Source organism: Streptomyces sp. MMG1121 (assembly GCF_001280015.1).
GTDB lineage: Bacteria > Actinomycetota > Actinomycetes > Streptomycetales > Streptomycetaceae > Streptomyces.
Genome location: NZ_LGDV01000002.1, coordinates 18356 through 32589, shown reverse-complemented (window position 1 = coordinate 32589; position 14234 = coordinate 18356). Strand labels below are relative to the sequence as shown.

The 14234-nt window shown below is 71.3% G+C and carries 11 protein-coding genes; 6 read left to right on the top strand and 5 right to left on the bottom strand.

The features are described from left to right. Positions 1–78 precede the first annotated feature (78 nt). The 3 genes from ADK64_RS02385 to ADK64_RS02375 all read left to right on the top strand — a co-directional run bounded on the left by ADK64_RS02385 (position 79) and on the right by ADK64_RS02375 (position 3375). Positions 79–924, top strand: coding sequence for a hypothetical protein (locus ADK64_RS02385; RefSeq protein ID WP_053654468.1), 846 nt, complete (start codon positions 79–81; stop codon positions 922–924). A gap of 122 nt (positions 925–1046) precedes the next feature. Further along, positions 1047–1973, top strand: a complete 927-nt coding sequence (locus ADK64_RS02380) for a DUF3558 domain-containing protein (RefSeq protein WP_199829457.1) — start codon at positions 1047–1049, stop codon at positions 1971–1973. Positions 1974–2139: 166 nt separating this feature from the next. Then, positions 2140–3375: a DUF2637 domain-containing protein gene (locus ADK64_RS02375; protein WP_199829463.1), complete on the top strand. Its 1236-nt coding sequence runs from the start codon at positions 2140–2142 to the stop codon at positions 3373–3375. A gap of 83 nt (positions 3376–3458) precedes the next feature. Here the strand turns inward: ADK64_RS02375 and lysS are convergent, their stop codons facing one another. Then, entirely contained in the window at positions 3459–5201 is a 1743-nt protein-coding gene (gene lysS / locus ADK64_RS02370; protein ID WP_053654466.1) for a lysine--tRNA ligase, read from the bottom strand. A gap of 128 nt (positions 5202–5329) precedes the next feature. On the opposite strand from lysS, the gene argS reads away from it, so the two are divergent. After that, the gene (gene argS / locus ADK64_RS02365) at positions 5330–7096 is read left to right on the top strand and encodes an arginine--tRNA ligase (protein ID WP_053654465.1); all 1767 of its coding nucleotides are present in this window, start codon (positions 5330–5332) and stop codon (positions 7094–7096) included. A 159-nt stretch (positions 7097–7255) separates the two neighbouring features. Here argS and ADK64_RS02360 read toward each other — a convergent pair whose 3' ends face one another. Then, on the bottom strand, positions 7256–8410 hold the full coding sequence (locus ADK64_RS02360) for a hypothetical protein (RefSeq protein WP_234384435.1): 1155 nt from the start codon (positions 8408–8410) through the stop codon (positions 7256–7258). Positions 8411–8564: 154 nt separating this feature from the next. Between ADK64_RS02360 and ADK64_RS02355 the strand changes: the two genes are divergently transcribed. Then, complete coding sequence (locus tag ADK64_RS02355) at positions 8565–9383, top strand: DUF4253 domain-containing protein (RefSeq protein ID WP_053654463.1); 819 nt, start codon at positions 8565–8567, stop codon at positions 9381–9383. Positions 9384–9416: 33 nt separating this feature from the next. Here ADK64_RS02355 and ADK64_RS02350 read toward each other — a convergent pair whose 3' ends face one another. Next, positions 9417–10655, bottom strand: coding sequence for a PLP-dependent aminotransferase family protein (locus ADK64_RS02350; RefSeq protein ID WP_053654462.1), 1239 nt, complete (start codon positions 10653–10655; stop codon positions 9417–9419). 144 nt (positions 10656–10799) lie between these two features. Continuing rightward, positions 10800–12146, bottom strand: coding sequence for a helix-turn-helix domain-containing protein (locus tag ADK64_RS02345; RefSeq protein ID WP_234384434.1), 1347 nt, complete (start codon positions 12144–12146; stop codon positions 10800–10802). A gap of 185 nt (positions 12147–12331) precedes the next feature. Between ADK64_RS02345 and ADK64_RS02340 the strand changes: the two genes are divergently transcribed. After that, positions 12332–13048 (top strand): DUF4232 domain-containing protein, encoded by a 717-nt coding sequence (locus ADK64_RS02340; protein ID WP_199829456.1) that lies wholly within the window; start codon positions 12332–12334, stop codon positions 13046–13048. A gap of 14 nt (positions 13049–13062) precedes the next feature. Here the strand turns inward: ADK64_RS02340 and hemB are convergent, their stop codons facing one another. Continuing rightward, positions 13063–14055: a porphobilinogen synthase gene (gene hemB / locus ADK64_RS02335; protein ID WP_053654460.1), complete on the bottom strand. Its 993-nt coding sequence runs from the start codon at positions 14053–14055 to the stop codon at positions 13063–13065. Positions 14056–14234: the final 179 nt, after the last annotated feature.

Below are 14234 nucleotides of genomic sequence, written 5' to 3'. Positions count from 1 at the left end.
GCGCCCCGCTGCGGCAAGCGAATAACCAGCGGGGACACTGGAGCGGCCCGAGAGCGCAGACCCGAGAGGAGCCCGACCGTGCAGCGGAAGGCGTACGTACCCGGCACCGCCGTCCTCCTCGCGGCGCTGCTGGCCGGTTGCACGAGCGGCTCGGGCGGTGACACCGCGACGGACAACGCCAACCCCGGCGACGCGAGCACGACCGCGGCCGCCGCGCCGCCGGGCAAGTACCGCACGCTGCCCGAGCCCTGCGGCGCGGTCGGCCACGACACCCTCGACTCGCTGCTGCCGGGCATCAAGCAGATCGCCGATCCCGATCAGCGCAGCAAGGCCTACCAGGGCGACGCGGAGCTGACGTACGACACCGACCGCAAGGTCGGCTGCCGTTGGAAGGTCGACTCCCAGGACGCCACGGACCATCTGTCGGTCGACTTCGAGCGCGTGGTGTCGTACGACAACACGGTCAGCGACGACGATCAGGCGAAGAAGCTCTTCGACGACAAGCAGTCGGCCGCCGGCCTCCCGGAGCCGAGCGGTTCCGGTTCTCCGTCGGCGAGCGGGACTCCGTCCCCGTCGGCCGACAGCACCCCCTCGGGGTCCCCGAGCGGCTCCGCCTCCCCCTCGGGCTCCGCGTCCGGCTCCCCCTCCGGCTCCGCGTCGTCCCCCGGTGCCACTCCGACCGATCTGCAACCGCGCGTGCTGACCGATCTCGGTGACCAGGCGTATCTGAACGACCAGCTCGCCACGTCCGGTTCGACGGCCGAACAGCGGACGGTGACTGTGGTGTTCCGCACGTCCAACGTCCTCGTCACCATCGTGTACGAGGAGCAGCCGATGGCGACGGGCACGGTCCCGGACAGCAAGGAAATGCAGGACAGGGCCCGTAATCTGGCTGCCCGGCTGGACGACGCGCTGGGCGGCTGACGGCCGCCGCGACCCGTTGTTCCCCCGCTCGCAAAGAACGCGAACCGAAACCGCACAGCTCCTTCACCGCGTACCGTGGCCCCGCAGGAACCCGAACGATCACCGAGCGTAGTGAAGGAACCATGCAGCGAGCAGTCCAGCGAGACGACCGTGCCCTGGGGGTACCTCCCGCGAAGCGGAGGAGTGAGGGGCGTGGCAAGCGCCTGAGCCGTGTGCTTGTCTGCGCGGCAGCCGTTCCCGCGGTGCTGATCACCGCCGCCTGTTCGTCGGACTCGGGCGATTCCAAGAGCAAGGGCGGCGACAGCAGCGCGCAGGCGTCGACGGGCGGTTCCGGTACGCCGTCGTCGGCGGGCGCGTCCCCGACCGTGCAGGCCGCGGCGTACAAGAAGCTTCCGGACCCGTGCGCGATGCTGTCGAAGAAGACGCTGACGGACCTGGTGCCGAAGGCCGCTTCCGCGGGCAAGAAGGGCACCTCGAACGACTCGTCCGCGCGCTCCTCCTGTTCCTGGAGCAGCCTGGACAACAACGGTGTGAAGGGCTCGCAGTTCCGCTGGCTGAACGTCTCGCTGCTGCGCTTCGACTCGGACACCGCGCGCGGCTCCGGTGACGCGCAGGCCCACACGTACTTCACGCAGCAGGTCAAGGACGCCCAGACGGTGGACGGCGCGCAGAACGCCAAGCAGGTGCCGCTGTCCGGCGCGGGCGCGGAGGCGGCGGCGGTGCGCTACGACCTGAAGAAGAAGGAAGGCCTCTTCAAGCAGCAGACGGTGGTGGCCCGGGTCGAGAACGTGGTCGTCACGCTCGACTACAACGGTGCCGGTCTCGCGGGCGACGAGACCCCGAGCGCGGACGACCTGACGCAGGCGGCGGAGAAGGCGGTCAAGGAGGCGGTCGGAGCGGTCTCCGCGGCCAACGGCGCCTCGTCGTCGGGTTCGTCGGCGTCCTCGCCCGCGCCGTCCGAGTCGGCGTCGAAGGACCCGGCCAAGTCGCCCTCCTCGTCCCCTTCTTCCAGCGCCTCCCCGTCCAAGTCGGCGGACAAGAAGAGCTGATCGCCGGTCCGCTCCAACCGGGCGTCCCGGTCGTCCGCCGACGGCCGGGACGGCGCCGAACCCCTGTCCGATGCCACGTTCGCCGTGAGCGTGTGCCACCCTGTTGCGCGCAACAACAGGCAAGGGGAGGGGAGTACGAGTGGCCGCGCCACTGCAACTGACCCGGATGCACCGCATTCTCATCGGCGTGGTCGTTTCCGGCGCCTTGATCATCGCCGGCATCGGCTTCGCCGGCTCGTACGCGGCGGTCCGAGCGCTGGCCATCAAGAAGGGCTTCGGGAACTTCTCGTACGTGTTCCCGGTCGGTATCGACGCGGGTATCTGCGTCCTGCTGGCCCTGGATCTGCTGCTGACCTGGATCCGTATCCCCTTCCCCCTCCTGCGGCAGACGGCGTGGCTGCTGACGGCGGCGACGATCGCGTTCAACGGCGCCGCCGCCTGGCCGGATCCGCTGGGCGTGGGGATGCACGCGGTGATCCCGATCCTGTTCGTGGTCGCGGTCGAGGCGGCCCGCCACGCGGTCGGCCGGATCGCGGACATCACGGCCGACAAGCACATGGAGGGCGTCCGCATCACGCGCTGGCTGCTCTCGCCGCTCCCGACGTTCCTGCTGTGGCGCCGGATGAAACTGTGGGAGCTGCGCTCCTACGACCAGGTCATCAAGCTGGAGCAGGAACGTCTCGTCTACCAGGCCCGGCTGCGCTCGCGGTTCGGGCGCGCGTGGCGCCGGAAGGCTCCGGTGGAGTCGCTGATGCCGCTGCGGCTGGCGCGGTACGGCGTTCCGCTGGCGGAGACGGCCCCGGCGGGCCTGGCGGCGGCGGGGATCGAGCCGACGCTTCTGCCGCCCGCGCCGCCGCAGCCACAGCTGACCGCCGCCGCGGGCGGTCGGGCCGCCGGGCCGGCGCCCGTCCTCCCCCAGCAGGCGGGGCCGCGTGGCGAGCGGCGCGGCGAGCCGCCGATCGAGGTGGACGAGCAGAGCCCCTGGTTCCAGGCCCCGCAGCAGATCGAGTACCACGGCGGCTACGACCCGACCTACGAGCCGCCGCCGGAGCCCCAGTACCTCCCGGAGGAGGAGTACGAGGAGTGGTACGAGGAGCAGCCGGCGGAGCAGTTCCAGCAGCCGTCCCCGGAGGAGACCGGCAGCTTTCCCATCCCGGTGGGCCCGAACCGTACCCGCGAACTCGGCGAGGGCGGCGGCCTCCCGGAGCCGGAGCCGACCGAGGAGGACTTCTACCAGGTCTTCCGTAAGTCGATAGACGGCAGCTACCCGACGGGCCCCCAGCTCAAGGACGACGTCGAGGCGACCTTCGGCATCACCCTCACGCTGAACGACGCCAATCGCATGGTCAACCGCTTCACCAACCGCCACACCGCGGAGCTGCAGGACGACCACATCGCATAACGCCAAGAGAAGAAGCCGATAAAAGAAGGGGCCCTCCGGCACAGGAGGGCCCCTTCTTTTCTTACGCGGTTTCTTCCGGGCTCTTACTCGCCGAGCAGCCTGCGCACCCGCTCCTGCCCGACCGCGAGCAGCAGCGTGGGCAGACGCGGCCCGGTGTCGCGGCCGACGAGCAGGTGGTACAGCAGGGCGAAGAAGGTCCGCTGGGCCGTCTTGATCTCCGGCGGCAGCTCCTTGGGCGTGGCGTCGGCGGAGAAGCCGGCCTGCACCTTCGGCACGCCGTAGACGAGGTGGGTCAGCCCGTCGAGGGACCAGTGCTCGGCGAGGCCGTCGAGCAGCAGGCGTACGGACTGCTGGGAGGCCTCGTCGAGGGACTTGAGCAGTTCGGCGTCGGGCTCCTCGCGCACGATGGTCCGCTGGTCGACGGGGACGTGCGTGTTGATCCAGGCCTCGGCCTTGTCGTAGCGGGGACGCGCCTCGTCCAGGGTGGCCAGCGGCTGCTCCGGGTCCAGCTCGGAGAGGATCCGCAGCGCCTGGTCCTCGTGCCCGGCGGTGATGTCGGCGACGGAGGCGAGCGTGCGGTACGGCAGCGGACGCGACGTCTTCGCCAGCTCACCGGCGGCGGTGCCGACGGCGCGGCTGTGGGCGGCGACGTCGGCCGGGAGGGCGGAGCCGTCGGCGACCTTGCCGGCCAGCTTGTCCCACTCGTCGTAGAGCCGCTGGATCTCCTGGTCGAAGGCGATCTTGAAGGACTGGTTGGGCCGGCGGCGGGCGTAGAGCCAGCGCAGGATCTGCGGCTCCATGATCTTCAGCGCGTCGCCGGGCGTGGGCACACCGCCGCGCGAGGACGACATCTTGGCCATGCCGGAGATGCCGACGAAGGCGTACATCGGGCCGATGGGCTGCTTGCCGTCGAAGATGCCGACGATCTGCCCGCCGACCTGGAAGGAGGACCCCGGCGAGGAGTGGTCGACGCCGCTCGGCTCGAAGATGACGCCCTCGTAGGCCCAGCGCATGGGCCAGTCGACCTTCCAGACCAGCTTGCCGCGGTTGAACTCGCTCAGCCGGACGGTCTCGGAGAAGCCGCAGGCGGTGCAGGTGTAGGCCAGTTCGGTGGTGTCGTCGTCGTACGACGTGACGGTCGTCAGGTCCTTGCCGCAGTTGCCGCAGTACGGCTTGTACGGGAAGTACCCGGCGGAGCCGGAGCTGCCGTCGTCCTCGGCGGCGGCGCCCGAGCCCTCCTCGGCCTCCAGCTCGGCCTCGTCCACGGCCTTCTGCTGCTGCTTCTTGGCCGGGGCCTTCTTGGTCCGGTACTGGTCGAGGATCGCGTCGATGTCGGCGCGGTGCTTCATGGCGTGCAGGACCTGCTCGCGGTAGACCCCGGAGGTGTACTGCGCGGTCTGGCTGATCCCGTCGAACTCGACGCCCAGCTCGGCCAGCGCCTCGACCATCGCGGCCTTGAAGTGCTCGGCCCAGTTCGCGTACGACGAGCCCTGCGGTGCCGGGACGGAGGTCAGCGGCTTGCCGATGTGCTCGGCCCAGGAGTCGTCGACCCCGGCGATGCCCTGGGGCACCTTGCGGTAGCGGTCGTAGTCGTCCCAGGAGATCAGGTGCCGGACCTGGTATCCGCGCCGGCGGATCTCGTCGGCGACGAGGTGCGGGGTCATGACCTCGCGGAGATTGCCCAGGTGAATGGGCCCGGAGGGGGAGAGTCCGGACGCGACGACGACGGGTTTACCCGGGGCCCGGCGCTCCGACTCCTCGATGACGTCATCCGCGAAACGGGAGACCCAGTCGGCGGTCTCGGTGCTCTGAGCCACGATCGGCACGTCCTTCTTTCTGAACGGGGTGACGGTCCATTCTCCCAGACCTCCTCGCGCCCGCGAAAACCGCTTTACCCACCATGGGATACTGGCCGGGTCTATCCATCCCCACGAGGAGAACGGCACCCCTTCCTATGGCCTCGGTCACGTCCCTCAGCGATTCCGTCCAGCAGCACCTCGCGTCCGCCCTCACGGCCACCCTGCCCGAGGCCGCCGGCGCGGACCCGCTGCTGCGACGAAGCGACCGGGCCGACTTCCAGGCCAACGGGATCCTGGCCCTGGCCAAGAAGGCGAAGGCGAACCCGAGGGAGCTGGCGACGCAGGTCATCTCCCAGGTGGTCACCGGCGACGAGCTGATCAAGGACGTCGAGGTCTCGGGCCCCGGCTTCCTGAACATCACGATCGCGGACCGGGCGATCACCGCGAACCTGGCCGCACGGTACGCGGACGAGACGGGCCGGCTCGGCGTGCCGACCGCCGCGCGCCCGGGCACGACGGTGGTCGACTACGCGCAGCCGAACGTGGCCAAGGAGATGCACGTGGGCCATCTGCGGTCGGCGGTCATCGGCGACGCGGCGGTCCACCTCCTCGAGTTCACCGGCGAGAACGTGGTCCGGCGCCACCACATCGGCGACTGGGGCACGCAGTTCGGCATGCTCATCCAGTACCTGGAAGAGCACCCGCACGAGCTGGACCACAAGGACGCCCAGGTGAGTGGCGAGGAGGCGATGTCGAACCTCGACCGTCTCTACAAGGCCGCGCGGGGGAAGTTCGACTCCGACGAGGAGTTCAAGACGCGGGCGCGCCGCCGGGTGGTGGACCTCCAGGCCGGCGACCCGAAGACGCTGGCGACGTGGCAGAAGTTCGTGGACGAGTCGAAGATCTACTTCTTCTCGGTCTTCGAGAAGCTGGACATGGAGATCCAGGACCCGGACATCGTCGGCGAGTCGGGCTACAACGACATGCTGGCCGAGACCTGCCGCCTCCTCGAGGAGTCGGGCGTGGCCGTCCGCTCCGAGGGCGCCCTGTGTGTCTTCTTCGACGACATCAAGGGCCCGGACGGCAACCCGGTCCCGCTGATCGTGCAGAAGTCGGACGGCGGCTACGGCTACGCGGCGACCGACCTCTCGGCCATCCGCGACCGCGTCTTCAACCTGAAGGCGAACACGCTGCTCTACGTCGTGGACGCCCGCCAGGCCCTGCACTTCCGGATGGTCTTCGAGACCGCGCGCAGGATCGGCTGGCTGAACGACGACGTGACGGCGGTGCAGCTGGCCTTCGGCACGGTCCTCGGCAAGGACGGCAAGCCGTTCAAGACGCGTGAGGGTGAGACGGTCCGCCTGGTGGACCTGCTGGACGAGGCGGTCGAGCGCGCGTCCGCGGTGGTCCGGGAGAAGGCGCAGGACCTCTCGGAGGCGGAGATCGCCGAGCGCGGCGCCCAGGTGGGCATCGGCGCGGTGAAGTACGCGGACCTGTCGACGTCGGCGAACCGGGACTACAAGTTCGACCTGGACCAGATGGTCTCGCTCAACGGCGACACGAGCGTCTACCTCCAGTACGCGTACGCCCGTATCCAGTCCATCCTCCGCAAGGCCGGCGAGATCCGCCCGGCCGCGCACCCGGAGCTGGAACTGGCCGGTGCGGAGCGGGCGTTGGGCCTGCACGCCGACTTCTTCGCGGAGACGGTGGCGGAGGCGGCGGCGGAGTACGCCCCGCACAAGCTGGCGGCGTACCTGTACCAGCTGGCGTCCCTGTACACGACGTTCTACGACAAGTGCCCGGTCCTGAAGGCCGAGACGCGCGAGCAGGTGGAGAACCGCCTCTTCCTGTGCGACGTGACGGCCCGCACCCTGCACCGGGGCATGGCCCTGCTGGGCATCAGGACGCCGGAAAAGCTCTGACCGGCGCCCCTCGGAGTCTGTGGAGCCGCACCGCCTCCCCAGACTCCGAGGGAGCCGAGCCCGAGGTACGTGCGGCAAGAAGGCCGAGCGCGGGAGCGTACGCCCTCTGACAGCGGCTGGCCGCAGAACGCGTCTTCCCGCACCATCCACGTCCGCGACTCAAAGAACGACCCCTCCGACAGCCCGATCCCGCGGCTCGCGTCCTCCGCCCGGGCCTTCCTCACCGGCTCCCTCGCCTGACCGTCGGCCCCGCCCGCCGCGAGGCTCCCGCTGGGGCCAGAACAGCACGTACGCCGCCGAGCCGATGCAGAAGGCCAGCCGGACGAGGCCCCGGGTGGAGTCCGACGGGATCAGCAGGGCGCCGCCGTAGAGGGAGATGAGGGCGATCCAGCTGACCCAGGGGACCAGCCGGCGTTGGCCGATGGAGTCCCAGATGAGGGTGCCGAGGAGGACCGAGGCGTTGTAGTACGTGTACACGCTCGGGTCCAGCATGATGCGGGCGTCGGCCGCCAGGAAGACGACCGCCGGCCAGCGGTTGCGGCGTACCGCCAGTACGCCCAGGGCCACGCCCAGGGCCATCTGGGCGGGGCGGTCCCACGGCGGAGTCACGGGGTCGTGCACGCCGAACCAGCGCAGGGAGGACGCCGGTTGGTTGGGGATGGCGAAACGGGCCGCCTGCAGGGTTTCCAGGTGGGACAGGTAGAAGGGCAGCCAGGCCACCGCCACCAGGCCGAAGGCCCAGGCCGCCGAACGCAGCCGGGCCGGGCGGGGCACGGCCAGCAGCAGGGGGAGGAAACCCACCGCCCAGGGTTTCGAGTCGACCGCCAGCGCCAGGAAGACGCCCACCGCCGTCGCGTTGCCACGGACCAGCGCCCGTACGGCGAGGGTGGTGAAGAACAACGCCAGGACGTCGTCGAGGTGGGCGAAGCGGACCGAGACCTCCACCCACATCGGGATGAAGGCGGCGCCGGCGATCAGGACGCGCTGCTGCAGGCGTTTGTGGTTGAGTCCGGTGCCCCGGTTGTGGTCGGCGGCGGCGCGGCCGATCAGCACCAGCATGTACAGGCCGAGGCCGGACATGAACGCGTCCGCGAGTTTCTCGCCGACGGCGAGCGGGAACGGCGCGAAGAGTCCGGCGACCAGAAAGCTGACCGGGCCTATCTGCAGCTCGGGGTGATTGGCGTAGAGGGCCAGGCCGCCGCCGGAGGCCTGCTCGAAGAGCAGTTGCTGGCCCTCGCGCAGATAGTGCCAGGACACGGCCGCGTGGCGTTCGGCCACCACGAACCAGGCGGCCGTCCACAGGGTGAGCAACACGATGTGCCACCGCACCGGGTAACGCCCGATCCACACTGTCCGCTTCCGTCCTTCCCGTCATCGCACCGTTCGTTAAGAGGGGCTGAGAAGGCCACGGGTTCATCGGCGGGGACCGGCAACAGGATTGTCAGTGGGGCCCTTTACAGTCACCGGCATGGCGACTCTTCCCAACCCGCTGCCCCAGTTGGCCCTTGACCCCAGCGGGCGTTCACTGGGGCTGCGGCTCCCTCCCGGCCGGCTGGTCGACGCGACGGACGACGGCCCCTGGCACGAGCCCCTGCTGTGGTACGCGGAGAAGCCGGCCGGGCCCGGCACCTGGAAGGCGCTGGGCGCGCCCGGCGCCCGGGTCGGCCTGCTGCCGGTGCTCGTGGATCTGGGCGGTCCCGGAGGCGGCCCGGAGGACTGGGGCCTGCTGCCCGGCGAGACCTCGTACCCGGGTGACCACGACGCCGAGGACATCCTCGCCGAGTACTGGGAGGAGGAGACGGAGGAGCTGGAGGACACGGAGGAGACGGCGCCGTTCGGGTACGAGTGGCCCGGTCTCGCGCCCGCCGCCCACCTCGCCGCCGACCCGGACACCCGCGCCGCCCAGGTCGCCGACGCCCTGGAGAGCGGCCGGGACGCGCTGATCGAGGAGGCGCATCTCGCCCTGGTCCCGGCTCGCCGGTCCGCCGACATACCGGCGGCGATCGGCTGGACGGGTCCGGTGAACTACGACGGCGACGTGGCCCGCATATGCGCGGTCCTGCGCTCCTGGGAGGACCGCTTCGGCATCCGGGTGGTGGCCCTCGGCCTGGACACCCTCGTCGTGGCCGTCGCGGCCCCGCCGGCCACCGTGGAGGACGCCGAGGCGGTGGCGGCGGAGCACTTCGCGTTCTGCCCGGACAACATCACCCAGAGCCATCGGGCCACCCTGCGGGCCTACGCCGAGAAACTGGTCGGCCAGGACACCTGGACCTTCTGGTGGGACTGAGGGACCTTCCGGTGGGACCGAGCCCGGCGCGGGTCAGCCCCTGACGCCCCGCTCCGGCCCCGGCTCCAGCCCCCGCCCCAGCCTGCGCAGCCCCTCCGCGATCTCCTCCGGGGTCTGGGTGACGAAGCACAGCCGGAGGGTGGCGGGGTCGGGCGCACCGGCGTAGAAGGGCGCGCCGGGGACGTAGGCCACGTTCTGCTCGACCACGCGCGGGAGCAGGGCGACGGTGTCGTACGACTCCGGCAGCCGGACCCACAGGAACATCCCGCCCTCGGGCCGGCTCCACTGCGAGCCGGCCGGAAGGGCGCCGGGCAGGCCCGCCAGCATGGCGTCCCGGCGGGCGCCGTACACGGAACGCACCCGCGCCACGTGCGCGTCCAGGACGTCCAGATAGCGGGCGGCGGCAAGCTGGTTGAGCGTCGGGGTGTGCAGGTCCACCGCCTGCTTGGCCACCGCGCACGCCCGGCGCAGCTCGGCCGGCGCGCGCAGCCAGCCGAGGCGCAGTCCGGGGGCCATGATCTTGGAGAAGGAGCCGAGCAGGACCGTCCGGTCCTCGGCGCCGGGCAGCGAGGCGAGCCAGGGGACGCGCTCGCCGTCGTAGCGGAGCTCGCCGTAGGGGTCGTCCTCGACGATCCACAGGCCCGCGCGGGCGGCCACGCCGGCGATCGCCGCGCGGCGCGGCGCGGGCATCGTCCGGCCGGTGGGGTTCTGGAAGGTGGGGACCAGGTAGAGCAGCTTCGGGCGCTCGCGCCGGACCGCCTCCTCCAGCGCGGCCGGATCCACCCCGTCCGCGTCGCCCGGCACCGCCACCACGCGCGCGCCCGCGAGGCCGAAGACCTGAAGTGCCGCCAGATAGCAGGGGTCTTCGACGAGGACCGTGTCACCAGGTTCGAGCAGGGCCGTGGCCAGGAGGGACAGGGCCTGCTGGGAGCCGGTGGTGACGAGCAGGCCGTCGGGGTCGGTGGGCAGGCCCTGGGCGGTCAGGCGCGCGGCCAGCGCGGTCCGCAGCGTCGGCTCGCCCTCCGTCGTGGAGTACTGGAGCGCCTGCGCCGGGCTGTGCGCCAGGACCTCCTCGAAGGCCGCCGCGATGCCGTCGCGGTCGAAGAGTTCCGGTGCCGGCAGACCGCCCGCGAAGTTGATCACCTCGGGGCGCGCGGTGACCGCGAGGATGTCCCGCACCGGCGAACCGCCCACGCTGCGGGTGCGCGCGGCGAGCGGCGGGACGGGGGCGCGGGTCGGGGCCGGCTCGGCGACTGGCTCGGCGACGGTCATGGGGTGGCTCTCTTTCGGCTCGGGATCCGGCCACCCTAGAGAAGGTGCGTGCCACCTACACCGGCAATTCCGCGATACGGACGCCGACACGGACATCCACACGGATGTCCACACGAACGTCGACCCGGGCGCCGCTCCGGCCCCTCAGTTGGCCTTCGCCGCCGGCTTCCAGGTCTCGCCGCCCAGCGGGAAGGCGTACGCGGGCCGCCCGTTGTTGCCACTGGTGCGGAACGGCCGGCCGTTGTCACCGATCAGCAGCGTGCCGTGCCGCGTCCCGCTGGACCAGGACAGCTCCAGGTACCAGCTGACGTCGTACGCGGACGCGTCGGCCGTCACATAGATGACCTCGGGGTCCGTCCGGCTCACCTTGAACGGGAAGTTCTGGTGCCCGGACTCCGGTACGACCTGGGGACGCAGGGCGTCCAGCGCCACGGTGAAGGAGCGGGTCGGCACGCCCCCGCCGCAGCCCACGCCCGGATAGCCCATGGCGTAGTCGTTCCAGGAGAGCGGGGAGCGCCGGCCGGTCGTGCGCACGGTCAGCCCTTCCAGGACGACGGCGTTCGCGTCGGTGCCCTGCACGGTGAACGTGACGTACTGCTCCCCCGCCGAGACCGCCTGGTGCACGGCCACCCAGGCGGGCGCGTCCTGCTCCTGCGGGGGCGGGGACACGTCGGTCGGCGGCCGGTCGATCAGATAGTGCTGGGAGCAGGGGTCCGGCCAGGAGTAGGGGTGGGTGGTGACCGCGAGCGGCGCCGCGGCGGTGTCCGCGCCGCCGGGCACGCCGGTGGTGCGCGGGGCGCTCGGCTCGCCGGCGGAGGGGGTGCCGGCGGACGGGGACGAGGTACGGGACGACGGGGAGGCCGAGCGGGTGGAGTCCGCGCCCTGCGAGCCACCGGCCGTCGGCACCTGCTGCCGTACGGAGGCGGAGCCCGCGCCGGGCAAGGCCGCCCCCTTGCCGTCCGCCTCCCCGCCACCAGAGGCCAGGTTCAGCGCGAGCGCGACACCGCCGAGCAGGGCGGTGAAGGCGAGTGCGGCGACCAGGACGGTCCGGGTACGACGCCGGGGGCGGGGCTGGACGTCCGACACCGGCTCCAGCTCCGACACAGGCAAAGACACCGGATCCGGCACCGGATCCGCCTCCACCTCCCGCTCCGGCTCCGGCTCCCGGGACGGCTCGGAGGCTTCCGGCGTGCCCCTCGCCCCAGCCGTCACCGACTCAGCCGTCCCCGCCTCCTTCCGCCCCCGCCCCGCATCCGCCAGCACCCACCGCCGGTGCAGCTCCACGAGTTCCACGGGCGTGGCCTTGCACAGGCGGGCGAGGCGCTCGACGGGGGCGTAGTCGGTCGGTACGGCGTCCCCGTTGCAGTAGCGGTGGAGCGTCGACGTACTCATGTGGAGCCGCTTGGCGAGCGTGCCGTAGCTCTGCCCGGAGCGGTTCTTCAACTCCCGCAGAAGTTCCGCGAAACCGCTCTCCATGGTGCCGTCAGCCACCGTCTCCCCATCCCCCCTCGTCCCATGCCGGCATTCCAGGCAGGGATTGTTTCCGCAGGTCAAAGCCTGTGTCGGTGTTCCAGTGTCCCGGATTGCCCGCTGCTGCTGGCCGCCGGGACGGGGTTGCGCACAGGCTGTGGGTCATCCAAACACGTCAACCGGCCCAGCCCGAAAGAGGACTTGCCATGCGTATGAGCCACATTCGTCTGCTCGCCGCCACCGGCACCGCTGTGACCGCCCTCGCCCTCACCGCGTGCAGCGGCAACGGGACGGGGACGAAGGACGAGGGCGCCTCGCGGACGGATGCGCCGACGGCGGCGGCGACAGCGGGCAGGACGCCCACCGCCGCCCCCGGCGCCGCGACCGGCGGGGAGGCGGCGAACAGCACGCAGGTGACCCGCACCGGCGGGCCGGCCACGAAGCCGGACGGCCGGAGGACGACCGGCAAGGGCACCGGCACCGGCACGGGCGCTTCGGTCGTGCTGTGCAACGGCGCCAACACCCGTGTCACCGCCGCTCCGGTCACCCGCCCGCTGAACCACATGCTGATCACGGTGACGAACACCGGCAGCAGGATCTGCGAGCTGCCGTACTACCCGGTGGTGCGCTTCGACGAGATGCAGTGGGCACCGCAGGCGGCGAAGGAGACCATGCCGCAGGCGGTGACGACGCTGAGGCCCGGGGAGTCGGGGTACGCGGGCGTGCTGCTGTCGTCCGCCGACGGCAGCGGCGAGGGCGGTACGACCGGGCACAAGCTGACGGTGATGTTCCAGGGCCGCACGCCGAACAGCGACGGCGGCCCGTCCGCGACCCCGGTCCTGCCGGCGAAGGGCGTCTACTACGACAGCTCGCTGAAGGTGGCGTACTGGCAGCAGAACGCCTCCGACGCCCTCGACTGGTAAGCCCATGAGCGAGGTCAGCGCAGCTTCTGGGCCGCTTCCGTCGCCCAGTAGGTGAGGATGTTCCGGGCGCCGGCCCGCTTGATGCCCGTCAGGGTCTCGAAGATGGCCCGGTCCCGGTCGACCCAGCCCTTCTCGGCGGCGGCCTCGATCATGGAGTACTCGCCGGAGATCTGGTAGGCGGCGACGGGGACTTCCACGGAGTCGGCGACCCGGGCGAGGATGTCCAGGTACGGCCCGGCCGGCTTGACCATCACCATGTCGGCGCCCTCGGCGAGGTCCAGCTCCAACTCCCGCAGGGACTCACGCCAGTTGGCGGGATCCTGCTGGTAGGTCTTGCGGTCACCCTGGAGCGAGGAGGCGACGGCCTCGCGGAAGGGGCCGTAGAACGCCGAGGAGTACTTGGCGGTGTAGGCGAGGATCGCGACGTCCTCACGCCCGATCTGGTCGAGCGCGTCGCGGATGACGCCGATCTGACCGTCCATCATCCCGCTGGGGCCCACGACATGGGCTCCGGCATCGGCCTGCACCTGTGCCATCTCGGCGTACCGCTCCAGGGTGGCGTCGTTGTCGACGCGCCCCTCGGCGTCCAGCACCCCGCAGTGCCCGTGGTCGACGGTCTCGTCCAGGCACAGGTCGGACATGACGAGCAGGTCGTCGCCGACCTCGGCCCGTACGTCCCGGATCGCGACCTGGAGGATCCCGTCCGGATCGGTCCCCGGCGTGCCGAGGGCGTCCTTCTTGCCCTCCTCCGGCACGCCGAACAGCATGATTCCGGAGATCCCGGCCTCGACGGCCTCCAGCGCGGCCTTCTTCAGGCTGTCGCGGGTGTGCTGCACGACCCCGGGCATCGCCGCGATCGGCACCGGCTCGCTGACGCCTTCCCGGACGAACGCCGGAAGGATGAAGTCGGCGGGATGCAGGCGGGTCTCGGCGACCATCCGGCGCATGACGGGCGAGGTCCGCAGCCGCCGGGGACGCGTACCGGGAAAGGATCCGTACTTCGTCATGCCTTCTACGCTACGCCCGCCCGCCCCGCGCCTTTGCCGACGTCCTGTCGGCCCAAGACGGGCATAGCGGACCCCGCAGAGCCCCCCATAGGAAGTCTTTGCGCACTCCTGGCCGTCCCTGGATCCGGAGGACTCCCCACCGTTCTACGCGCGTGGTGTCATGCACGCGCCATCATCCT